Below are 22,134 nucleotides of genomic sequence, written 5' to 3'. Positions count from 1 at the left end.
ACCTTCGACCGGTCTGGCACCTTGCATGAACAGAGCGAACCGAGTATACTTATTAGCTTACGGCGCGGGGTGGAGCAGCTCGGTAGCTCGTCGGGCTCATAACCCGAAGGTCGTTGGTTCAAATCCAGCCCCCGCAACCAAAAATTTGTCAACGAAGCCAAGCACTTAGCGGTGCTTGGCTTTTTTGTTTTCAGCGCATGGATGGGCTATAGCCCACGCATGGCCCATCCATGGCCCGCGCGGTTTTCCCAATCCGGCTCCTGAGGCATCAACCTGACCTTCGGGCTGCCTTCGGCTTTTGGGTTTGGGCCAAAGGGTCTTTCTCGGGGCCAAGCAGATACGACTCCAGCGCAAGTCGAACGACATCCGATCGTGATGGGATCTTGCCCATAGAGGCATGGAGCTCCATCCGGCGTTTATCTAAATGGTCCATCAGATCCGGCGGTACGCGGACGTTGATCTGCAAGCGGTCCATGCTGAGGTCTCTCCTGAAGTTGTTGCGAAATCATAACAATGTCTACAAAACAGACATTGACTTTGAGTGCTATTTGTCTACACTGTGGTTATGCGCACAAAGCGCATGCTAGACAGGAGCAAATTTATGAGCACGACTTATCTCACCACGGAAGAGTTGTCCCAGCGGATCAAGTATGACAGCCGGACAATCCGCGAGCGGCTCAAGGATGCCGTCCTCATCGAAGGCACTCATTACATCCGTCCATTCGGAGGTCGGAAGATCCTCTACATCTGGGAGCGCATTGAACACGATATGCATTCCTCCTCAATGATCGAAATTCCGATGGCTAACGGTGGAGTCTGCCATGGGTAGCATTCGGAAACAAAATGCAAATGGAAAACTCTTCATTGATTTCCGCTATCGTGGTCGGCGTTGCCGCGAGTACACCCTCCTCGACGATACGGCTGAAAACCGGGCGAAACTTGAACGTTTATTGCGGCGGATCGAGCGGGACATTCAGCGCGGACAGTTCGACTATGCCGCCTATTTCCCAAACAGTAAGAAGGGCAGTTTCTCTGATTCGATCAAGCCGGCCGCACAGGTTGCAACGCAACCAGTCGAAGCTCTTGTTTTTAGACAGCCAGCACAAGCGGCGGAACTTGCTTCAACCCCTCTCTTCGCCGACTTCGCCGCTCAGTGGCAAGCCGAGAACGCAGTGCAGTGGCGGCGGTCGTACCAGCGCACCGTAGCCGACATCGCTTCGGTGCATCTCGTGCCGTCCTTCGGGCAGCAAGAGGTCGGACGCATCGCACGAGAACAGATTCTGATCTTTCGGTCCTCACTCGCCAAAGCTCCGGGCCGCAAGAAAGACACCCTGTCACCCCGTCGGATCAACGCAGTGATGAACATCCTGCGCGGGATCCTCTTCGAAGCATCCGACCGCTACAAGTTTACCTGCCCGTTCTACAACATCAAACCGCTCAAAGTGCCCAAGAGCGATGTCCAGCCCTTCACCCTGGAGGAGGTCAAGGCGCTGCTGGCAAGCGTCCGCGAGGACTTTCGGGACTACTACACCGTGCGCTTTTTCACTGGGCTGCGCACCGGGGAGATCGACGGGTTGAAGTGGAAGTATGTCGACTTCGCGCGGCGTCTCATCCTCGTGCGAGAGACCCTGGTCGGTGGTGAGGAGGACGAGACCAAGACCATCGAATCCCACCGCGACGTGCAGATGAGCCAGGTGGTGCTCGAGGCGCTGCAGCGGCAGCATGCCCGCACAGCGTATCTGGGCCCCTGGGTGTTCTGTAACCGGCAGGGCCAGCCGCTCGATCACAACAACGTGACCAAACGCGTCTGGTATCCCCTGCTGCGGTATCTCGGCCTTGCGCCGCGCCGCCCGTATCAGACGCGGCACACCGCTGCCACTTTGTGGTTGGCCGCAGGGGAGAACCCAGAATGGATCGCGCGCCAGATGGGGCATGCCTCCACCGAGATGCTGTTCAAGGTCTACAGCCGCTACGTGCCCAACCTGACCCGTCAAGACGGCTCGGCGTTCGAACGTCTGCTCGCTGCCAATCTCTCCAGCGGCGGCATTCCGCCAACCACCTCGGCTTTTCCGGAAGGGGGCACACATGGCTGATTCCACCCAACCTTGCCCGAGTGATCTGCCGATGCTGCCGCAGATCTTCCGGCTGGCCAGTCTGCATACCCGCGCCGATGCGGCCGGTTGCCTGCACCACACGGCGCATCTGTTTCACGCCCAAGCTGCATTTAAGGCCTGCTGGACGTCGCGGCAGCACGACGCCCGACTGGAACCTGGCGTGCTGGTCAGCCCGCGTTGGAGCGGGCCGGGGCGTAGTGTTGCGGGTTGCCTGTCCATCGTCCGGCTGGCGGTGATGGAGCGCCCCGTGGCGGATCTGAGCCTGTTCCAAACCGTGTTGCCCGGCTGGAAGGTCGAGCGCGGGCTACTGGACCGCGCTCAAGCACTCTGGTCTGAACTGCCCGCGCCGAATCGCCATTTGCTTAACGCCATCTTCTGGGACGGGCAACGGTTTCGGCGGCTTTGCACCGGACCGTCGTCAATGGAGGGGCACCACGCGGACCACGGCGGCAACCTGCGCCACAGCATCGAGGTGGCCGAGCAGGTACGGCTGCTCGCCACAGACCGACCTTTTGTCGATCGCAGCCTGGCGGTTCTTACCGCGCTGTTGCATGACGCGGGCAAGGCCGATGAATATCGCCTGCGGCAGGACGGCACCTGGGGCCTGAGCGATCGCGGTCGGCTGATTGGTCACCGCATCACGGCAATCGAGTGGATCGCCGCAGCCATCGCCCGTTGGAATATCCGCCTGCCACAGGCGCACGCGCTGGGGTTGCTGCACAGCCTGTCCGCGATAGCACATGCGCCGGCATGGATGGGCCTGCGTGCCCCGCAGCTGGCCGAAGCCGAGTTGCTGTCGATTGCAGACCGGCTCTCGGGCAGTGATGACCTGCTGCGTCGCCTGCTGCCCGAAGGCACTGGCTGGGGCGCCTATCACAAGCATCTGGGCCGGCGTCCCTACCGCGTGGCCGCTGCCGTGTGAGGGCCGGTCAGTCGAAGCTGGGCTGCTGGGGCTTGCGCACGGGGAGGCCGTGCGCGGTCCAGGCTTCGAACCCCCCAGCAATCGAGCGTACGTGCAGGTATCCCATGGATTGCAGCGCCTGCGCGCACAGCGCAGCGCGTCCGCTGGTCTTGCAGTACAGCACGATGTTGAGATCGCGCTTGCTGAGTTCGGGGGTGTTGCTGAGCTTGAACTCGAGAACACCGCGTGAGATGTGCACCGCGCCGGGCACATGCCCGGCAGCGTACTCATCCGCCTCGCGCACATCGATCACGACGTCGGCCTCCCGCACAGCCGCCTTGGCATCTGTAATCGGTACTTCGGAGATGCGGGATTTGGCGTCGGTGACGAGGTCGTGGGCGGTTTTCATGGGAGTGTGGAATGAGTCATTGGACAGGCGGAACTATACCGAGGGAGTGGCATGGATCAAGGCGGCGGCAGCTTGGCGCGCAGCAGGATCGAGAGGGTCATCACATACGCTGCCGCGTCCAGCGTGGTGAGCAATCCGCCATGGCGGGCTTTGCCGCGATCGACGTCCTGCAGGCGCAGTCTGCCCAGAACCTGAGCAGTGGGCGCGCGGTGGAACGGGCTCGGTGGCAGCTGCTCGATCTTCTGCGCTGGCAGACCCAGTGCGCGGGCCCAGCGTTGCTGCTGCGCACGCGCGGGCAGGGTGCAGCGTGTGCTGGGTTCGAATTGACAGGCCCATTGCACCTGCGGCAGATGCGGCGTGCGCAGGCAGAGTGCGTCAATTACCTGCATCCAGCGCACCGCGTCGTTGACATCGGTGAACACCACCGCATGCACGTCGCTGTCGTGCAGCGCCCAGTGCAGGGTGAGTGCCTGCTCGACTGCCGCAGCATCCTGCTGCCACCACGATCGCCAGCCATCCAGCCAAGCCTGCGCCAGGGCACGCAATGGCTTGGATTGGATGCGCTGGAACGCACGCGGCCGATCCAGGAGGAGTTGGCCGACGCGGATTGGCTGATTGCGCCGCGCGGGGTTTTTTTTCAATGCCGGGCTCTTTCCGCGCAGTTGACTCCAAGCCTGCATCCATCCGTGGATGCGCCGCGCCTGCGCTGCACCCACAAATCGCCGTGCCGCTGCGGGAGTCAGATTCTTGGATAGCTCGAACAGCAGGTCGAGGACTTCTGTGATGTTCAGCAGCGTATCCACGGCAGGTGTCATTCCCGATCCTGGCGCAGCGCGGCTCGGGCGCCCTACGCCTGGGTGTTTTTGTGGAGTGGGCAAGGGCGGCTGCACACGCTGGACCAACTTGCGCGCCCAGCCTGCGCCGAGCTCAGACCAGGGGTTTTCCACGCCCCAGTGGTGATGCTGAACGTTGACGTGGTTGGCCGTTGCCCCAACCAGCCACCCCACAATCTCGGCAGGTGGTCGCGTGCCCGCTTGTCGTACGGCCAATCCCAATAAGGCGTCGAGCAGATGGATATAGCTGCCTAGGGTGGTCTGCGGCGTGGCATGTCCCATGAAGGCGGCAACCGCCCAGAGCAGCGGGCGCTGTGCAGGACCCTCCCCGAACAACGCACGGCGTCTGGCTGCGATGAACGCTGCCCCCAAGGCAGCTTGCGGATCGAGAAGGCGCGCGGCGCCGTCGAGCTGGTCATGCTTCAGTTGCAGGAGCAGGTGATTGGCTGCACTGTGGCGCAGGTGGTGAAAGCGCAGGCCGTCCTCCGCGCAGACCTCGCGCATCGCCGCGGTCACCGGATCGAACACGACGCTCTCCGGGTGGGGCTGATCGGGCTCGGTGTGATCGGACAGGAGCAGCACGGTGTCTCGGTCCGCGACGCCAGCGGCGATCAGCTTCTGGATTGCGCCGTGCGCCCGGTGCAGCTGCGCAAGCTCATCGGGCGGACAGAAGGCCGTCAGGACCAGCACGCGCCGGCCGCTGTCGCGCTTGAGCGCGCGTCCCGCGTGGCTGCGTACGAACAGCAACGGCAGGGGCTTCCATTGCACATCGATCCACCGCAGCCCACGGATTTCGCTGCGGCGCAGCCCGCAACGATAGCCCAGAATCGCGGCAATGATGCAGTCCTGCGGCACAGCCCAACGGCGCAAGGTGTCGAGCATCGCACGGTACTGCGTCTCTGTCAGCAATTGGGCATCGACCAGCGTTTGGGTATCGGCCGCCAGGTCCGGCGTGACGCCCTCCCATCCGCGGTGGGTGCACACGGATCGATCAAGCAGGCGCAAGGCGACGGCCAGGTTGTTGCGCTGACTCTCGTTTGTTGCTTGCACGAGCGCCTGCAATGCATCTCCCCAGGTCTGTACGTCGCTTGGCACGCGCCCGCCCAGGACGGCATCGAGCCTGCGATCCACCCGGGCGAGCAGCTCTCTTGCGGAACTCAGGCGAGCGCCTTTGCGCCCCTGGGGCTGGAGGAGATCGACCATCCATTGGGCCAGCGCGACGTCCAAGCGATCGAGATTCTTGCCAGCCGCTTGGATGTGCGCACGCAACCGCGTGGCGACCTGGTTGGCGCGCTGGGGAGCCGAGCGCAACAGGCGGCGAATGTCAGCGACCCCACCGGGCGCAGGCGCTGCCTGAACCCGATGCGCACGCGAAGAAGATGTCTCTTGCGCTGGCCGAATCGTTTCCGGCACCGAGCCGCGTTGCAGCGGTGCATCCAGAATCCATCGCCACCAGCCAGCGGGGGGAAGGCAGGCGCTGGCGATCCGGCCGCGCGCCCACTCTGCAAGAAACGGCGGCAGGCGATAGTGCCACCGCGCCTGCGCGCATCGCAGGAAGTCGGTGAAGTTGCGCAGGCCGATCGTCTTGGCGTGGATCTCGCGCTCAAGCACACGCCAGATGCCCCGCCCATGGGACGCCTGAGGATTCGGCCCAGCGGTGTCCATGTGCTGCGCCTGCCAGCGCAGCGCAAGCAGAGCCGTCAACGGGTCAAAAACCAGACGCTGCCAGTTGCCCGCCTTCTCCGTCCATTCCACCCAGACCCACTGGCCGTTTGGGCTGGCGCGTAAGCCGCGCTGCGCCAGCATGGCCCTGACCTGACGGATACGTTCCTGGCCGATCAATGCAGAGTGCCAGATCGCGCTGATCAGCACCTGCTCGAGCGACACCGGGGACTTCTCCGCGGCGCATCGCTTCCAATACGCGTCGAGCACTCGGTCGATTGCCCCGACCTGCGTGAGCGAAGGGAAGGTTTCGGCGTTCAATGGGGGAGTGGGCGCGCGCAGAACCAACACCCGAGGCGGGACGCGCACCGTCCAGTTGCGCTCCAGACGCCCGCGTTCAAGTCCGTTGCTCAGGTAGTTGACGGCCCAGCGCCGCTCGGCGCCTTTGAACTCCTGATCGATGCGATCGCGCAGCGCCTGCACAGAGGCATCGGCAATGTTCAGGCTGAGTTCGCCCTGGAGCCAGGCCTGTAGACCCTGTTCCTCGATCCAGGAGCGGACTTGCGTTTGCACCTGCACACGACTGCGCTCGGAGCGCTCGCGGCGTTGCTGGAGGTCGGCTGCCGTCACCCGCACGCGCGGCGCACGGATCGCAAAACCGTTCCACTCCGCGCTCACGCCCATCCTCGAACCACCCGAAACCCGGCTTCTCGCACCAATTGTTCGAGCGGCTCGCGCAGCGCGTCGATTGCCGTTTGCGCAGGCAGCGCGCTGAAGCGCCCCCAGGGCTCAGTCCCGCGCTGCCAATGGCCCATGAGAAATTCAACGCGCTCTCCGCTGAGCCCGATCTGCGCCAGGCGCGAACGAAGCCAATGCCGTCCCGTGTTGCGCGGCAGGGTATAGCCGGTGACGGTCTCGATCGCCGCAGCCATTTCGCATGTGGGCCGGTCGATGCGATCGATGCGCTCGCTGCGTCCGCGCCGCAGATAAAACAGCACGGGCGGAGGGCTGGCAAGCTCCGCGGGAACGAAGCGCGTGAGCATCGCACGCGCATGCCGTGCATAGACCTGCAGCTGCTCGGCGGCCGTGGGGCATAGCGGCACCAGCCGTGTTGCCGAGGCCGCCACATCATCCTTGTCGCTGAGGAGCACCACGCCGTGGTGCAGATCGATGCGATCCCAACCAGGCAGCGGCTGGCCGACATCGCGCAAGCCCAGACTGAAGCGCAGCAGGGTATGGACATACGCGGTCAGGGCGTTGTGCAGCAGGAGCAGCGCATCATCGCCCAGGGGCTGCGCCCGCGCCTGATCGAGCTGCTGCGCAAGCCGGCTGGCCAGAGCACGTACTGTTTCGTCTCGGGGCACGATCGGCGCGCCGACACCGTTGTGCTCCGACTCCGAATCAAGCGGAACAGAAAGGGGGATAGCCGACGGGCGATCCAGGCGCGCATCAGACTGAACGAGACCTGCCCAAGCAAGCGCTTGTTCCTTCGCAACCCAGCGAGTGATGGCAGCAGTATCCATGTAGAGATAGTGCAGGCCGGTGTCGGCCAGTATGTGGGGGCGTCCGGTGGCAAGGCTTGCCAGCGCGTGGTCACGCCGACGCTCGACCAGACGGCGAAACATCCATTGCTCCACCATCGGCAGGGATAGGCGTCCGGCGGTCTGGGTGACATGGCTGCGCAGCAGGGCGGATGCGGCGCTGCACAGATCATCTGGGGGCAGGGTGAACGCTGGGGCCGGCCGTTTGTTGCCGGCGCGGCGAAGTTGCTTCACTGCCGGCAGGGCGTCGATCAGCGGCTGCACTGTCGCGGGCAAAGGCAGGTCCAGCGTGTTGGCGCATGGGCGCGCGCCACTGCGGTCGATGCGGTGATAGGCCGGCTGCGCTGCTGGGCGCAACACAGGAAGACGCAGATGAAGGCAGTCCAGCAGCAGCACAGGCCGGGTGCTGTCCGTCTTGGGGGCATCGTCTGCACGGAGCACGACGGCGGTCTGGCACAAACCGCCGCTGGCCTGGCCTTGGCTCGGATGCGCTGTCCACAGCGCCAGGGCCAGCAACGCTACAGCCTCGATGTCGCGCACTTCGGTTTGCTGGGAAGTCAACAGGTCGTGCCAGAGCCGTGCGATCTCGGCTTCGGTCGGTCGGGTCCAATCCGCAGCCAGCAGCTGCACTCCGCGTTCGCGGCGGGCGATCATCCCCCGGGTGCGCAGCACCTGCTCGGCCAGGCTGCGCTCGATCGGCGCGGGTGCAGCCGTGTCCTGCGGGTCTTCCTCACCGAATTCGACCCATTCGACATACTCCTCCTGGGGTTCGAACTCGGTCAGGATCAAACCGCTGCGCTCCACGGCGCGCTGCGTGGTGGAGTGCAGCCGGGTCACTTTCTGGGTACGCAGCAAATCGCCCCGCTCCATGCGTTGCTGCTGGGGCGGTGCGATGAGTGTTTCCCCCTCGGATTCCTCTGTGTCCGATGCGTCGGTCTCCCACAGTCCATGCGCACGCAGCACAGGTTCGACCACCCGGCGGATGGCGTCGAAGGCGGGCTCGAGTTCGCTGGTCGGGGCAGGTTGTGCCCAATCGACGGCCTCACGGCGATCGCGCAAGACCTCCTGATTCGTCTGCAGCAGCTCGCGGATCTTGGTGCAGGCGTCGTAGATCGGGCTCTGTCCGGCGTCGCCGGAGAGCGAGCTTGCGCGGGCTTTGGCAAACAGGACGACTGTGGCGACTGCGTCACGGGCGATGTCGTTGCGCTGGGCCGCTTCGAGCCGCCAGTGCCAGCTACCCAAAAGCGTGTAGATCGGGTGCGAGGACATCACCCCCCGAAATGGCAAGCTCCGACGGGGATCGGGGCGCCTACCCGGCAGGTGGGAATGCGTGGCAAGCAGGGCTTGTAGCACCTGGATGCCCTGGACGACTTCGCCCAAGGGCGCAACCACCGCATCCAGCGCCGGCGCATTCGCGGCGGCGGTGCGCGTAAGGGCGTTTTGCAGCGCGATCACACCATCGAGGACCAGCGGCAAGGCCAGGCAACTCTCAGGCGCCTCAATCCAGGTCAGCGCCGTCGCTACCGCCGGCGTGTTGCGGCCCAGCTGAAGCAGGGTCTGCAGAGCGGTCTGTGTCGTGGGGTTGGTGGACATGGCTTTCTGGCGAGGATCCCTTGCGCTGCTGGGCATGCAGAGTTTGACGCGGCAGGTCAAGGACGCGGCCGAGCGCCGTCAGCGAGGACAGGCCCGGGGTGAGTTCGTCGATCCACTGCAAAGCTTTGGCTTGCTGATGCAGCGAGCCAAGCTCCGATTGCAGCGCTTTGAGCGGGCCGATGCAGGTGAGCAATAACCAGCGCTCGGCCAGCAGCAAGGCGTCGATGTCTGGGTCGGAGAGTTGGCGGGGTAGGACGACTGCTGGGGCCGCAAACGTGGCGGGTAACGGCATGTGCGCATCAGATCTGCGCCGCCGCGATCGACGTTTGGGCTCGGCTGTGACCTGCGCGAAACGCACAGCGTCAGCGGCATCTGGCCGCTCGGCTGTCTCTTCGGCCGGATGCTCTGCAGACGATCGCTGGGGGGTGAGCAGGGCATGGTGTACACGCAGGGCGCGCCATGCGAGCAGGCCGCCGATGACCTCGAATCCTTTGTTGCTCCCCCGTCCCACCGCGCGCACGATGAGCGGATGCTGGCTACACAGCATCTGGACTGCAGCGGGTGTGAGCACGAGCACATCATCGATGGGTCGCGGGTGCAACTGCTCGAGCGTGCGCGTCAGCGCAGCATGCACTCCGCGGATGTCAGCTAGGCGAATCTGTTGGAGCGTCGCGCTGGCGAACCAATGCGAAGGATCCTGCGTGCGGCCGCAGTCTTCACGTGTCGCAGCGGCTTCGGGCAGGGCAGCATCACGCATGGGCTTGGGGAACGTCGGGCGATCGAGTGAGTGCGCCCTTTATGCAGGCTTACCGTGATGCGTTGACCGTCACCAATGCGGCCACCTCCTGATCGAAGTCGCTTGGCAGCGCCGCATAGGGGTTGGGATTGAGCGGCAAGGTGGTCGAATACACCCAGGCCAGGTTTCTGCTGGAAAGCAAGGTCACTTCTTGCGCATCGCCACTGGATTGCACGGCGATTTCTGCAAAGAGCGCGGCAGGATAGGACTGTGTCCACGCAGCCTGCGGCGTGGCATTCACGTTGCTTTGCGAATCTTCTTCGTCGATGAACACGTCTGCAACGCCAGCCTGCGCGAACGCCGCGTCGAATGATGTGCCAGGGTTGGCCACAATGATGGCCTGCGGATAGAGCTGCCGAATGTAATTCTTGATCGCCGTGTAGTAGCGCAGGTTGGCCTGGGTCGCGCTGGTAGCCATTTCGTCGACAAAGATGCCATCGATTGGATACCAAGAAAAGTATCTGGCGATCTCTTGCTTGACCGCCGAGAGCTTGCGATAGCCGTAGCTGGTGTGGACATAGCCCAGCGTGCTCCCGCCTGAGCCGTCGAGTGTCATGATCGCTGCGGTGTAGCTGGGATCGGGCGCCGATCCAGGGCCCGAGTTGGGATTCATCACCGCGATCAATGGCACCTGGGTCGCAGCCGATGCCATGCGGTTCCAATCGGTTGCGTCCGTCGAAGGATCGAAATACGCGGGGACGATCAATCCGACGGCAGGCAAGGTTTGCGCCACGATGGACAAAGAAGTCAGCAGCAAGAAAAGCGCGGCCAAGCCTTGCGACAAACGGCACAACATCGGCGACCTCCCCAAAAAATCGACGTCGAAATCCAATTTTTATAGATTATGTTTCGCACATCTGATTTTTCGCAAGCGAGATGGGCGAATCTGGAAGTCTTCTGCTAGTGTCCTGTTCCGCCACTTCGCGTACGAAGGCGATGCAATTTTCCTGGATCGAGTCGGCCTTTGCGGTTCATTTGAAGGCTGGCAGTTCGTGTTGTGGGCAGCGACGAAGTGGTCGATTCGCTGCAGGAGCTGCTTGACGCTGGTGAACGAACGCGGCGGATGGCCCTGTCGGCGATCATGCCGAAGAAGCCCTCGACCTGGTTGAGCCAGGAACTGTTGGGCGGGATGAAGTGCGTGGTCCAGCGCGAACGCGCAGCCAGCCAGATCTTGACATTCGAGTGGTTGTGCGTGGCATCTTGTCCGCGATGCAGTGGATGCCGAGGGCGGCCGGTACAGCTTGCTCGACACATCGTGGGCGTCTTGGTGGTGAGCGATGCGACCATTCAGACGCTGATCAACATCGAAGCCAAGGCGCGAAGTGCAATTCGGCCCCCCTGCTATTGCTCAAATCGGTTTTTTGTGCAATAAACCCCACGTCTTACTGCACAAAGCCATTCATGGAGCGCGGCGCCACCGGCAACTACGAAACCTCCGTCGCGGCAGGCGAAACCTGCCGCGCGTTCGTGCCTGCGCCGCTGCCGCCCGACCCGGCGCTGTCGGTCGACGCCAGCCTCCAGGAACGACTGGACGAAGCCCATCTGGCGCTGGGCCGCCTGGACAGCATCACCGTCCTGTTACCCGAGACCTCGGTGTTCCTCTACAGCTACGTCCGCAAGGAGGCGGTGATGTCCTCGCAGATCGAGGGCACGCAGTCGTCTCTGTCGGACCTGATGCTCTACGAGGCCGAGGGCGCCCCCGGCGTGCCCCTGGACGACGTGCGCGAAGTGTCCTGCTACGTCGCGGCACTCGAACACGGCCTGGCCCTGCTCAAGGGCGGCCTGCCCCTGTGCACCCGGCTGATGAACGAGATGCACGCCAAGCTGATGACGCACGGTCGTGGCATCGGCAAGGCTCCGGGCGACGTGCGCCGCACGCAGAACTGGATCGGTGGCCCGTCACCGGCACGCGCGGCCTTCGTGCCCCCACCGCCGCAGCGCGTGAGTGACTGCCTGTCCGACCTGGAGAAATTCCTCAACGACCAGCCGATCCGCCATTCGGCACTGATCAAGGCGGCGCTGTCGCACGTGCAGTTCGAGACCATCCACCCCTACCTGGACGGCAATGGGCGCCTGGGCCGCCTGCTGATCCCGCTGGTCCTTGTGCACGAGGGCGTGCTGCGCGAGCCGCTGCTGTACCTGTCGCTGTACTTCAAGGCCTACCGCAGCAATTACTACGAGATGCTGCAGCGGGTGCGCCTGCACGGCGACTGGGAGGAGTGGCTGTGGTTCTTCGCCACCGCCGTGCGTTACTCGGCCGCGCAGGCGGTGGACACCGCCAAGGCGCTCAACGCGCTGGGCGAGGCCGACCGGGAGCGCGTCCGCAGCCTGGGCCGCGTCGCCCCTTCGGCGCTGCAGGTGCACCAGGCCCTGTTCGCCCGCCCGGTCAGCACCATTCCCGCCATCGGCGCCGTCACTGGCCAAAGCCCGCACACCGTGGGCAAGATGCTCGACGCGATGATCGAGCTGGGCCTGGTGCGTGAGGTGACGGGCATGAAGCGCAACCGCATCTACGAATACACCGCCTACCTGGAACTGCTGAACCGGGAAGGCGAACCATGACGATTCTGGAAGCCCACCGATGCCATTGACCCTGCCCCAGTTGGAGCGTCACCTGTTCAAAGCCGCCGACATCCTGCGCGGCAAGATGGATGCCTCCGAGTTCAAGGAATACATCTTCGGGATGCTGTTCCTCAAGCGCTGCTCCGACGTGTTCGACCAGCGGCGCGAGGAGGTGATCCGCCTCGAAATGGAAGGCGGCAAAACCGAGGCCGAAGCACGCGCGTCTGCCGAGAATCAGCGCTGGTACAAGAAGGAAGGCGCGTTCTGGGTGCCGCCGCAGTCGCGCTACGAGACCCTGGTCAACGACGCGCATCAAAACGTTGGCGACCACCTGAACAAGGCGCTCACCGGCATCGAGACGGCCAACACCAGCCTGTACGACGTGCTGGAGCACATCGACTTCACACGCAAGGTCGGCCAGAGCAAGATCCCCGACATCAAGCTGCGCCAGCTCATCACGCACTTCGGCACCTACCGGCTGCGCAACGAGGACTTCGAGTTCCCCGACCTGCTCGGCGCCGCCTACGAATACCTGATCGGCGAGTTCGCCGACTCGGCCGGCAAGAAGGGCGGCGAGTTCTACACGCCCCGCTCGGTCGTGCGGATGATGGTGCGGTTGATCAAGCCCACACTGGCGCACGACGTCTACGACCCCTGCTGCGGCTCCGGCGGCATGCTGATCGCGGCCAAGGAATACATCGACGAGCACGGCGAGGACGGCCGCAAGGCCAACCTCTTCGGCCAGGAGTTCAACGGCACGGTGTGGTCCATCGCCAAGATGAACATGCTGCTGCACGGCATCAGCACTGCCAACCTGCAAAACGAGGACACCCTGGCCGAGCCGCAGCACGTCGAGGGCGGCGAGCTGATGCGCTTCGACCGCGTGCTCACCAACCCGCCGTTTTCGCTGCCGTGGGGTAACACCGAGAAAAACGCCGATGGCACACCCGCCTGGGCGCCCAAGTTCCCGGAGCGCTTTCGCTTCGGCCAGGTGCCGCTGGGTGCCAAGAAGGCCGACCTGATGTTTTTGCAGCACATGCTGGCCGTCACCCGCGACGGCGGCATGATCGCCACCGTCATGCCGCATGGCGTGCTGTTTCGCGGTGGTGAGGAGAAGACCATCCGCGCCGGCATCATCGACGCCGACCTGCTGGAAGCGGTGATCGGCCTTCCGCCCAACCTGTTCTACGGCACTGGCATCCCCGCCTGCGTCCTGGTGTTGCGCCAGCAGGTGCACAACGGCGCCCAGCGCATCAGCGGCAAGCCTGCTGAGGGCCGGGGCAAGGTGCTGTTCATCAATGCCGACCGCGAGTTCTTCGAAGGCCGGGCGCAGAACCACCTGCTCCCCGAGCACATCGAGAAGATCGTCACCACCTTCGACGAATTCCGCGCCATCCCAGGCTTCTCGGCCATCGTCGATAACGCCACGCTCCAGGCCAACGACTACAACCTCAACATCCGCCGTTATGCCGACAACGCCCCGCCGCCCGAGCCGCACGACGTGCGCGCCCATCTGGTGGGCGGCGTGCCCAAGGCCGAGGTGGCGGACAAGGCGACGCTGTTCCACGCGCATGGGCTGAACCCGCTGGACCTGTTCGTCGAGCGCGACGCGAAGTATTTCGACTTCAAGCCCGCGTTGGCCAAGCGCCAGGACCTCAAGCCCGCCATCGAAGGCAACGCCGGCCTCGTTGCCAAGGAGGCCGCGATACGCGAGGCGTTCGAACAATGGTGGCAAGCGCATAGCGGTTGCATCACCGCCTTGCATGGGCAAACGAGCCTGGTGGCCACGCGTGAAGCGCTGCTTGCCAGCTTTGCCGAGGCCCTCATGCCTACCGGCGTCTTGGACGCCTTCCAGGTGCGGGGCATCAGTGCCGGGTTCTGGTACGACAACCTCAATGACTTCAAGGCCGTCTTGGTGCGCGGCCCCCTGGGCCTGATCCGCGGCTGGCGCGACACCATCCTGAGCGAGTTGCAAGACGAGGAAACACGCAAGACTGCCAACCCGCTGGAGCACAAACTCGTCAAGTGCTTGATGAGCGACTTCGTAGAAGCCATCACCGAGCTGGAGGCGAAAAAGGCGGAACTGGACGGCCAGATCAAGGCGGCCAGCCCCAAGGATGCCGAGGCCGAAGACGGTGAAGCCGCCGAAGCTGCGGACGAGGACGCCGATGACGAGAATGCCGTTGACGAAGCCCAGCTCAAGGCGTGGAAGAAGGAACTCGCCGCCGTCAAGAAGCAGCTCAAGGCCAGGAAGGAGAGCTTTGCGGCGCACCTCGATGCCGCCGTCGATGGCCTGACCGCCGAGCAGGCCGCCGGGCTGCTGTTGGTCATCTTGCACAACGACATGTCTTCAATAGTCGAGCGCTACATCGCCGCCCAGCGCAAGGCCATCGTCGCCGCATTCGAGAACTGGTGGGACAAGTACCGCGTCACGCTGACCGAGATCGAAGGCAAGCGCGATGCGGCGGCGCGGGCGTTGCAGGGGTTTTTGGAGGGGTTGGGGTATGTCTGACTGGTCCAATGGTCAGCTTGGCGACTTGATCGCTGCACTCGACGCTGGCGTAAGCGTCAATGCCGAGGATCGTCCTCATGGTGCGGGCGAAGTCGGCGTGCTCAAGACCAGCGCGGTCAGCGGGGGCCGATTTATTCCCCAGGAGAACAAGGCAGTCATCGAGCACGAACGACGCCTAATCGCCGAATCGGTTTTGGGCGATTCGATCCTTGTGAGCCGAATGAATACCCCAGCACTGGTCGGAGAGTCGTGTTACGTGCGCGAGGCGTACCCCTCGCTGTTCTTGCCAGATCGACTCTGGCAACTGAAGCCTAAAGACCGGGCCAAGATCAGTATGCGTTGGCTGTCTTTCGTGCTGCAGTCCGCCGCATATCGCCGTCACGTCGAGATTCACGCGACCGGTACGAGCGGCAGCATGAAGAATCTGCCCAAGTCCAAGCTGCTGGAACTTCCGGTCAGCTATCCGACGCCACCCGAGCAGATGGAGATCGCCGAGATCCTCGACGCCCTCGACACCGCCATCTCCGAAACCGAGGCGATCATCGCCAAGCTCAAGGCCGTCAAGCAGGGCCTGCTGCACGACCTGCTGACGCGTGGCATCGACGCCAACGGCGAACTGCGCCCGCCCCAGGCCGAGGCGCCGCATCTCTACAAGCAGTCGCCGCTGGGGTGGATTCCGAAGGAATGGGACATCACCACACTGGATGCGGTGTCCGCAACTGTCACTAGCGGCTCTCGTGACTGGGCGCGCTTCTATGCTGACAGCGGCGCGTTGTTCGTGCGCATCGGCAATCTCACGCGCGATCACATCAACTTTCGGTTTGACTCCACCTTCTACGTGCGCCCGCCGCGCAACGCCGATGGTCAACGGACGCGGCTGGCGCCTGGTGACATCCTGATTTCGATCACCGCGGACCTGGGCATCGTGGGGGTCGTTCCCGATGGGATGGGGGAGGCGTACATCAACCAGCACATCGCCCTCGTTCGCCCGAGTCACGACGTCGTCAACCCGCGCTTCGTGGGCCACTACCTGGCCAGCCCGGCCGCGCAGACCTACATCAGCAAGCTGAACGATGCCGGCGCGAAAGCTGGCCTGAATCTGCCAACCGTTCGCGGGCTGCTGACAGCGCGGCCTGTGCGTACGGAGCAGGACCTCGTCGCGGAACGGTTAGACGAGATCGACCACCGCATCCAGAACGCCGCAACTGAGTCGGCAAAGCTGCGCGAACTCAAGGCTGGCCTCATGGACGACCTCCTCACTGGCCGCGTCCGCGTGACGCCGCTGCCAGCCACTCAATCTGAAGGGAGCGCTTGATCATGCGCCTGCTGCACTACATTGAGATCGAGAACTTCAAGCGCTTCGGCGACAAGCAGCGAATCGAGCTGGACCACCCAGCGGTGTTGATTGGCCCCAACAACTGCGGCAAGACCAGCGCCATCCAGGCGCTGGCGCTGTGGTCGCAGGCGGTGCGCACTTGGTACGACGTGCGCAAGGATTCCTCGGCCAAGGAACGCACGGCCACGTCCCTCAACCGACTGAACATCGTGGCCGTGCCGGTGACCCGCACGCGTTTCTTCTGGCACAACACCCAGGTGCGCCGGGGCACCAAGGACATCCCCATGCGGCTGACCGTGGGCGTGAGCCACCAGGGACAAATTCGGGCCTTGCCGATGCGCTTCCGCAGCCAGGGCGACGAGCTGGTGTACTGCACGCCGGACGAGTCGGTGATCGGCGATCTGGATTTGATCCGCCATGCGGCCAGCCTGCGGGTGGAACTGCTCTACCCCATGTCCGGGCTCGACATGGAGGAACCCATCCTGCAGCCCGGCCGGGTGGACGTGCTGCTGGGCCAGGGGCGAACGGCCGACGTGCTACGCAACCTTTGCCTCGTGGTGGCCAAGTCGTCCATGGATGACTGGCAGCGTGTCACCCAGTTGATCCAGCGCCTGTTCAACGTGACCTTGGGTATGCCAGAAGGAACCGCGCGCGGCACCATCGCGCTGAGCTACCGCCAGCCGGGGGTGAAAGAGCAGCTTGACATTTCCTCGGCCGGCCGCGGCATGCTGCAGATGCTGCTGGTGTTCGCCTACCTTTACTCGCACAAGCGCAGCGTGCTGCTGGTGGACGAGCCGGACGCGCATCTGGAAATCCTGCGCCAGAAGCAGGTGTACGTGCTGCTGCGCGACATCGCCAGCGAGAACGGCTCGCAGGTGGTGATGGTCACGCACTCCGAGGTGATCCTGGATGAGGCGCTGGACATCAACCTGACCCTGCTGCTCGAAGGCCGCGCCGACGACCTCGCCAGAAAGCACGATATTCGCAACAGCCTCAAGCACTTCGGCGCCGACCACTACGTCAAGGCGCGCGAGCGCGGCTACGTGCTGTACGTGGAAGGCGGAACCGACGTAGACATGCTGCGCGGGCTGGCCGAGCGTCTGCAACACCCGGTGGCGGCGATCTGGGATGAACGCATCAACAGCTTCTATGTGCAGAACAACTACCCTCTGCAGGACCTTGATGCCGAACTGGAGCGCGTGGAAGGCGGCTTCGGGCTGACGCCGCGCGATCACTTCAACGGGCTGCGGAGGCTGCTGCCCGACTTGAAGGGTCTGTCCATCCTGGACAACGACGGCCAGAACCGTCAGGACCGCGACGACGGCGCGCTGCAGATCCGCTACTGGCGCCGCTACGAGGCCGAGAACTACTTCATCACGCCCGAGCTGCTGCGCGACTTCGCCTACCGCCAGTACCCGGCCGACGATCTGTTCACTCAACAGGCCCGCGCTCACGTGGACAATGCCTTGGCCGAAACGCTGCGCGACGAGGTGTTCGGCGGCAGCCAGGCGGACTACGACACCTGGGCCGCCTCCCCGGCCGATGCGGCCCGCCTGATCTGGGAGGCCAGAACCGAGCGGCGCAAGCTGAGCATGTTGGCCGAGTCATTCTTTCGGCGCCTGGCAGAGCGGATGGGTGGCGCGATGCTGCTCAAGAAGGGTGAGCTGCACCGGCTGATCCCTCACGCCGAACTGTCCGCTGCCGCCGCGGACGAGGTGCGGGACAAGCTGGACCTGCTGCAAACGTTGTTCCAGTCCGCGCGGGAGCACGCAGAGGTCGACCTGCAGGCCGCAGACGACGGGGAGCCAAGCTGATGGGCTGGGAGCTCGAAGACGTCGAAAAGCCCTTCGTCGCGCAGTTGCAGGCGCTGGGTTGGTCGCACAGCGAAGGCAGCATTGACGACCCGTCGGTGACTGGTCGCAGCCGCTTCACCGAGGTGATCCAGGAAGGCGTGCTGCGCGAGCGCCTGCGCGCCCTCAACCCCGGCCCCGATGGCCAGCCCTGGCTGGACGAGGCGCGCCTGTCGGAAGCCGTGGCCGCGATCACCCGGCTGGGCACGCACAGGCTGATGGAGGCCAACCAGAAGGCCACCGAACTGCTGATCAAGGGGCTCACGGTCGAAGGCCTGCCGGGCTGGGACGGCGGGCGCGGGCAGACGATTCGCTACATCGACTGGAACACGCCGACGAACAACCGCTTCACGGTCGTCAATCAGTACCGCGTCGACTGCCCGCCGGGCTACAACAGCGGCAAGGCCTTCATCGTGCCCGACCTGGTGCTGCTGGTGAATGGCGTGCCGCTGGTGGTGGTGGAGTGCAAGAGCCCGTCCATTCCCGAACCCTTGGCCGAGGCCGTGGACCAGCTGCGCCGCTACAGCAACCAGCGCAAGGCCGCCTTCGAGATCGACGACAACGAGGGCAACGAGGCGCTGTTCGCCACCAATCAGTTGCTCATCGCCACGAGCTTCGATGAGGCACGCGTGGCCTGTGTCGGCGCGGCCTTCGAGCACTACGCGCAGTGGAAGACCGTCGTCGGGCCCGATGGCTACGGCAGCGAGATCGAGGTGGCGCAGAAGCTGGGCAGGCTCGGACTGTCGGAGCAGGAGCGCCTGATCGCCGGGTTGCTGACGCCGGCGCACCTGCTGGACGTGATAAAGAATTTCCTGCTGTTCATGCAGGTGGGCGGCCAGACCATCAAGTCGGTCTGCCGCTACCAGCAGTACCGGGCGGTGAACCGGGCCATCGCGCGGCTCAAGACGGGCAAGACCCGCCTGCAGCATGGTGAGCACGACCAGCGCGGCGGCATCATCTGGCATACCCAGGGCTCGGGCAAGAGCCTGACGATGGTGTTTTTGGTGCGCAAGATGCGCACCGATCCGCAACTGCGGCGCTTCAAGGTCATCGTCGTCACCGACCGCAAGGACCTGCAGAGCCAGCTCTCGGTGACGGCCACGCTCACCGGCGAGGTGGTGGAGGTGGCGGATAGCACGGCGGGCGTGAAGGCCCTGGCGCGGCGCAAGGGGCCGGGGCTGATCTTCGCGACCATCCAGAAATACCGCGACGCTGACACGGCCGGCGATGCGCCGCTCACAGCCGACGACCTTCCCAAGGTGGAAGAGCCGAAGGCCGTCTATGGCCAAGGCGACAAGGCCGGTCAAACGTCCGCAGATCGGTTCGAGGTGCTGAACGAGGATGACAGCATTCTCGTGCTGGTGGACGAGGCCCACCGCACGCAGGCGGGCGACCTGCACGCCAACCTGCTGGCGGGGCTGCCCAACTGCGCGCGCATCGGCTTCACCGGCACGCCGATCATCATGGGCGAGAAGAAGCGCACCCATGAGATCTTCGGCGAGTTCATCGACCGCTACACAATCAAGGAGGCCGAGGCCGACAGCGCCACGGTGCCGGTGCTGTACGAGGGGCGCACCGCCAACGGCGCCATCAAAGATGGCGCCAGCCTGGACGAGCTGTTCGAGGACCTGTTCCGCCAGCACACGCCGCAGGAGCTGGAGGCGATCAAGCAGAAATTCGCCACCAAGGGGCATATTTTCGACGCCCCGGCGCTGATCGCCGAGAAGGCACGCGATATGTTGCGCCACTACGTCACCTACATCCTGCCCAACGGCTACAAGGCGCAGGTGGTGGCGTACAGCCGGCTGGCGGCGATCCGCTACTTCGAGGCACTCAAGAAGGCGCGGGACGAGCTGCTGGCCGAGGCCGAAGGCCTGAGTCCGCAGGACAAGGCGCTGGACGACGAGGCGCTATGCCAGCGGCCGCCCCAGGTTCAGGCCGTGGTGCAGGCCTGGCGCTACCGCGACATTCTGTCGCGCATCGAGTTCGCGCCCATCATCTCAGGGCAAACAAACGACGCCCCGGCCTGGAAGACCTGGACCGACGGCACGGCGCACGAGCAACGGATCAAGCGCTTCAAGAAGCCGCTGTTCCACGCCGATCCCGGCAAGACCGACCCGCTGGTCTTCCTCGTGGTGAAGTCGATGCTGCTCACCGGCTTCGACGCGCCCATCGAGGGCGTGATGTACCTGGACCGGCCGATCCGCGAAGCCGAGCTGCTGCAGGCCATCGCCCGCGTCAACCGTACCGGCTTCGGCAAGCGCTGCGGAATTGTGGTGGACTACTACGGTGTGGCGCAGCACCTGAAGGAGGCGCTGGCCGCCTACGCCGACGAGGATGTGGAAGGTGCACTGGCCAGCCTGAAAGACGAGGTGCCGGTGCTGCGCGACCGGCACCTGCGCGTGGCGGACCTGTTCCGGACGCAGGGCATCGAGTCGCTGGACGACACCGAGGCCTGCGTCGAGGTGCTCGCCAGTGAGAGGCTGCGGGCCGAGTTCGCGGTCAAGCTCAAAGCATTCCTGGCGTCGTTGGACACGGTGCTGCCCCGCCCCGAGGGCCTGCCTTTCTCGGGCGACGCGAAGCGGCTGGCCTATATCTACGCGCGGGCGCGAAACCGCTACAAAGACACACCAGTTCTCGGCAAGGATGTCGGCGCCAAGGTGCGCAGGTTGATCGACGACCATGTGATCTCGCTGGGGATCGAGCCCAAGATTCCACCGATCCAGCTGCTTGATGCCGAGTTCGACACACACGTAGCCCGCGCGGCCAGCGACCGCGCCAAGGCGTCCGAGATGGAGCACGCGATCCGCTCGCACATCCGCAAGCACACGGACGAGGACCCGGTGCTGTACCGCAAGCTCTCGGAGCGGCTGAATGAGATCTTGCTGCGCTTTAGCGAGCAGTGGAACGAGGTCATCGCGCAGTTGCAGCAGATCATCGATGAACTGCGCACCGGCAAAGCCGGCACCGCCGATGCCCCGGGCGATCTGCCGGAGCATTGCGCGCCCTTCCTGCGCACGGTGCTGGACGTGGTCTGCGCCGGGCAAACGCCCACGCCGGCGGAACTGCTGCGCCTGAAGGACGTCACCGTCGGGCTGGTGGATCTGCTCGTTCAGGAACTGCAGGGCAACCGTGGCATCTGGAGCCCGAGCAAGCGGGCCGACCAGGACAACTTGAACGGGCAGTTGTTCGAGCACCTGATGCGGCTGCGTCCGCCACTGGTGGATGCCGACATGGCGGGCGTGCTGGCCGACAAGCTGATGGAGCAGGCCCGTGCCAGCCACGACAAGCTGCTGCAGGTGTAGAGCGATGCTGGCACCGCTGAAGTTGCCCAAGCTCCAGGTGGACGATCTGCAGTTCCACGTGCGGTACAGCGCCCGCCGCAGCACGATGCAGATCACGGTGGAGCGTGACGGGGAGCTGGTGCTGTCGGCGCCGCCCGAGGTGGACGAGGCCGCACTGCGCGCCTTCGTCCTGAAAAAGCGCTTCTGGATCTACACCAAGCTGGCCGAGAAGGACCGCCTGCAGCGCAGGGTGCCGCGCAAGGAATACGTCGACGGCGAGGGTTTCCTGTACCTCGGGCGCAGCCATCGGCTGAAGCTGATGGACGACCAGGACGTGCCACTGAAGCTGGTGGCGGGCCGCTTCTGCCTGCGCCGCGACGCCTTGCCTGCCGCGCGCGAGCACTTCATGCGCTGGTACAGCGAGCGAGCCAAGGACTGGCTATCGAGCCGGGTGGGCGACTACCGGTCGCGCATGGAGGTGTCTCCGGTCGGCATAAAGGTGCAGGACCTGGGCTACCGCTGGGGATCGTGCGGCAAGGGCGACTGGCTGTATTTCCACTGGAAAGCGATCTTGCTGCCGGCGCGTATCGCCGAGTACGTGGTGGTGCACGAGATCGCCCATTTGCACGAGCCGCACCACACCCCAGCGTTCTGGCTGCGCGTCGAGCGCGCCATGCCGGATTACGCGCGGCGCAAGGCCTGGCTGGCCGAGCGCGGAATGGATGTCGAAGGGATCTGAGA

15 protein-coding genes, 1 tRNA gene and 1 pseudogene are annotated in these 22,134 nt (G+C 64.4%); 10 read left to right on the top strand and 7 right to left on the bottom strand.

The genetic code is table 11. The annotated features are described in order from the left end of the window. The first annotated feature begins 63 nt into the window (after positions 1 to 63). A tRNA-Met gene (locus AC1ZQA_RS15510) sits at positions 64 to 140 on the top strand. A gap of 128 nt (positions 141 to 268) precedes the next feature. Here the strand turns inward: AC1ZQA_RS15510 and AC1ZQA_RS15505 are convergent. Continuing rightward, the gene (locus tag AC1ZQA_RS15505) at positions 269 to 475 is read right to left on the bottom strand and encodes a ribbon-helix-helix domain-containing protein (RefSeq protein ID WP_482677728.1); all 207 of its coding nucleotides are present in this window, start codon (positions 473 to 475) and stop codon (positions 269 to 271) included. Between the two features lie 126 nt (positions 476 to 601). On the opposite strand from AC1ZQA_RS15505, the gene AC1ZQA_RS15500 reads away from it, so the two are divergent. Genes AC1ZQA_RS15500 through AC1ZQA_RS15490 form a run of 3 tightly spaced genes read left to right on the top strand, consistent with a single transcriptional unit; the run spans position 602 to position 3,036 of the window. Beyond that, the gene (locus AC1ZQA_RS15500) at positions 602 to 829 is read left to right on the top strand and encodes a hypothetical protein (protein ID WP_482677727.1); all 228 of its coding nucleotides are present in this window, start codon (positions 602 to 604) and stop codon (positions 827 to 829) included. Then, entirely contained in the window at positions 822 to 2,093 is a 1,272-nt protein-coding gene (locus tag AC1ZQA_RS15495; protein WP_482677726.1) for an Arm DNA-binding domain-containing protein, read from the top strand. Before AC1ZQA_RS15500 ends, AC1ZQA_RS15495 begins: the two co-directional genes overlap by 8 nt. Next, positions 2,086 to 3,036, top strand: a complete 951-nt coding sequence (locus AC1ZQA_RS15490; protein WP_482677725.1) for an HD domain-containing protein — start codon at positions 2,086 to 2,088, stop codon at positions 3,034 to 3,036. The genes AC1ZQA_RS15495 and AC1ZQA_RS15490 overlap by 8 nt, the downstream gene beginning before the upstream one ends. 7 nt (positions 3,037 to 3,043) lie before the next feature. On the opposite strand, the gene AC1ZQA_RS15485 is transcribed toward AC1ZQA_RS15490, so the two are convergent. From AC1ZQA_RS15485 to AC1ZQA_RS15460, 6 genes and pseudogenes are all read right to left on the bottom strand, one after another. Next, positions 3,044 to 3,424: a rhodanese-like domain-containing protein gene (locus AC1ZQA_RS15485; RefSeq protein WP_482677724.1), complete on the bottom strand. Its 381-nt coding sequence runs from the start codon at positions 3,422 to 3,424 to the stop codon at positions 3,044 to 3,046. A gap of 56 nt (positions 3,425 to 3,480) precedes the next feature. After that, complete coding sequence (locus AC1ZQA_RS15480) at positions 3,481 to 6,597, bottom strand: tyrosine-type recombinase/integrase (RefSeq protein ID WP_482677723.1); 3,117 nt, start codon at positions 6,595 to 6,597, stop codon at positions 3,481 to 3,483. Further along, positions 6,594 to 9,053, bottom strand: a complete 2,460-nt coding sequence (locus AC1ZQA_RS15475; protein WP_482677722.1) for a site-specific integrase — start codon at positions 9,051 to 9,053, stop codon at positions 6,594 to 6,596. The genes AC1ZQA_RS15480 and AC1ZQA_RS15475 overlap by 4 nt, the downstream gene beginning before the upstream one ends. Beyond that, positions 8,959 to 9,810, bottom strand: a complete 852-nt coding sequence (locus tag AC1ZQA_RS15470) for a hypothetical protein (protein ID WP_482677721.1) — start codon at positions 9,808 to 9,810, stop codon at positions 8,959 to 8,961. The genes AC1ZQA_RS15475 and AC1ZQA_RS15470 overlap by 95 nt, the downstream gene beginning before the upstream one ends. Before the next feature lie 49 nt (positions 9,811 to 9,859). Then, entirely contained in the window at positions 9,860 to 10,681 is an 822-nt protein-coding gene (locus tag AC1ZQA_RS15465; protein ID WP_482677720.1) for a spherulation-specific family 4 protein, read from the bottom strand. Positions 10,682 to 10,749: 68 nt separating this feature from the next. After that, positions 10,750 to 11,105: pseudogene (locus AC1ZQA_RS15460) on the bottom strand (transposase); the annotation flags it as partial. 145 nt (positions 11,106 to 11,250) lie between these two features. On the opposite strand from AC1ZQA_RS15460, the gene AC1ZQA_RS15455 reads away from it, so the two are divergent. From AC1ZQA_RS15455 to AC1ZQA_RS15430, 6 genes are read left to right on the top strand one after another with little or no spacing between them, the layout of a single operon-like run. Continuing rightward, positions 11,251 to 12,411 (top strand): Fic family protein, encoded by a 1,161-nt coding sequence (locus AC1ZQA_RS15455; protein WP_482677719.1) that lies wholly within the window; start codon positions 11,251 to 11,253, stop codon positions 12,409 to 12,411. 19 nt (positions 12,412 to 12,430) lie between these two features. After that, positions 12,431 to 14,923, top strand: coding sequence for a type I restriction-modification system subunit M (locus tag AC1ZQA_RS15450; protein WP_482677718.1), 2,493 nt, complete (start codon positions 12,431 to 12,433; stop codon positions 14,921 to 14,923). Further along, positions 14,916 to 16,238, top strand: a complete 1,323-nt coding sequence (locus AC1ZQA_RS15445) for a restriction endonuclease subunit S (RefSeq protein WP_482677717.1) — start codon at positions 14,916 to 14,918, stop codon at positions 16,236 to 16,238. Before AC1ZQA_RS15450 ends, AC1ZQA_RS15445 begins: the two co-directional genes overlap by 8 nt. Positions 16,239 to 16,240: 2 nt before the next feature. Then, entirely contained in the window at positions 16,241 to 18,073 is a 1,833-nt protein-coding gene (locus AC1ZQA_RS15440) for an AAA family ATPase (protein WP_482677716.1), read from the top strand. Next, positions 18,073 to 21,414, top strand: coding sequence for a type I restriction endonuclease subunit R (locus tag AC1ZQA_RS15435; protein ID WP_482677715.1), 3,342 nt, complete (start codon positions 18,073 to 18,075; stop codon positions 21,412 to 21,414). The genes AC1ZQA_RS15440 and AC1ZQA_RS15435 overlap by 1 nt, the downstream gene beginning before the upstream one ends. Positions 21,415 to 21,418: 4 nt before the next feature. Next, positions 21,419 to 22,132 (top strand): M48 family metallopeptidase, encoded by a 714-nt coding sequence (locus AC1ZQA_RS15430; RefSeq protein WP_482677714.1) that lies wholly within the window; start codon positions 21,419 to 21,421, stop codon positions 22,130 to 22,132. Positions 22,133 to 22,134: the final 2 nt, after the last annotated feature.

Source organism: Thiomonas sp. DCM-2, assembly GCF_056820905.1.
This window is presented reverse-complemented; position numbering and strand designations above follow the sequence as displayed.

What these genes read in the sequence shown, in the direction of transcription:
- AC1ZQA_RS15430 (WP_482677714.1), top strand. Translation starts at nt 21,419, where the DNA reads ATGCTGGCACCGCTGAAGTTGCCCAAGCTCCAGGTGGACGATCTGCAG.
- AC1ZQA_RS15445 (WP_482677717.1), top strand. Translation starts at nt 14,916, where the DNA reads ATGTCTGACTGGTCCAATGGTCAGCTTGGCGACTTGATCGCTGCACTC.
- AC1ZQA_RS15435 (WP_482677715.1), top strand. Translation starts at nt 18,073, where the DNA reads ATGGGCTGGGAGCTCGAAGACGTCGAAAAGCCCTTCGTCGCGCAGTTG.
- AC1ZQA_RS15450 (WP_482677718.1), top strand. Translation starts at nt 12,431, where the DNA reads ATGCCATTGACCCTGCCCCAGTTGGAGCGTCACCTGTTCAAAGCCGCC.
- AC1ZQA_RS15470 (WP_482677721.1), bottom strand. Translation starts at nt 9,810, where the DNA reads ATGCGTGATGCTGCCCTGCCCGAAGCCGCTGCGACACGTGAAGACTGC.
- AC1ZQA_RS15495 (WP_482677726.1), top strand. Translation starts at nt 822, where the DNA reads ATGGGTAGCATTCGGAAACAAAATGCAAATGGAAAACTCTTCATTGAT.
- AC1ZQA_RS15490 (WP_482677725.1), top strand. Translation starts at nt 2,086, where the DNA reads ATGGCTGATTCCACCCAACCTTGCCCGAGTGATCTGCCGATGCTGCCG.
- AC1ZQA_RS15505 (WP_482677728.1), bottom strand. Translation starts at nt 475, where the DNA reads ATGGACCGCTTGCAGATCAACGTCCGCGTACCGCCGGATCTGATGGAC.
- AC1ZQA_RS15475 (WP_482677722.1), bottom strand. Translation starts at nt 9,053, where the DNA reads ATGTCCACCAACCCCACGACACAGACCGCTCTGCAGACCCTGCTTCAG.
- AC1ZQA_RS15485 (WP_482677724.1), bottom strand. Translation starts at nt 3,424, where the DNA reads ATGAAAACCGCCCACGACCTCGTCACCGACGCCAAATCCCGCATCTCC.
- AC1ZQA_RS15440 (WP_482677716.1), top strand. Translation starts at nt 16,241, where the DNA reads ATGCGCCTGCTGCACTACATTGAGATCGAGAACTTCAAGCGCTTCGGC.
- AC1ZQA_RS15500 (WP_482677727.1), top strand. Translation starts at nt 602, where the DNA reads ATGAGCACGACTTATCTCACCACGGAAGAGTTGTCCCAGCGGATCAAG.
- AC1ZQA_RS15455 (WP_482677719.1), top strand. Translation starts at nt 11,251, where the DNA reads ATGGAGCGCGGCGCCACCGGCAACTACGAAACCTCCGTCGCGGCAGGC.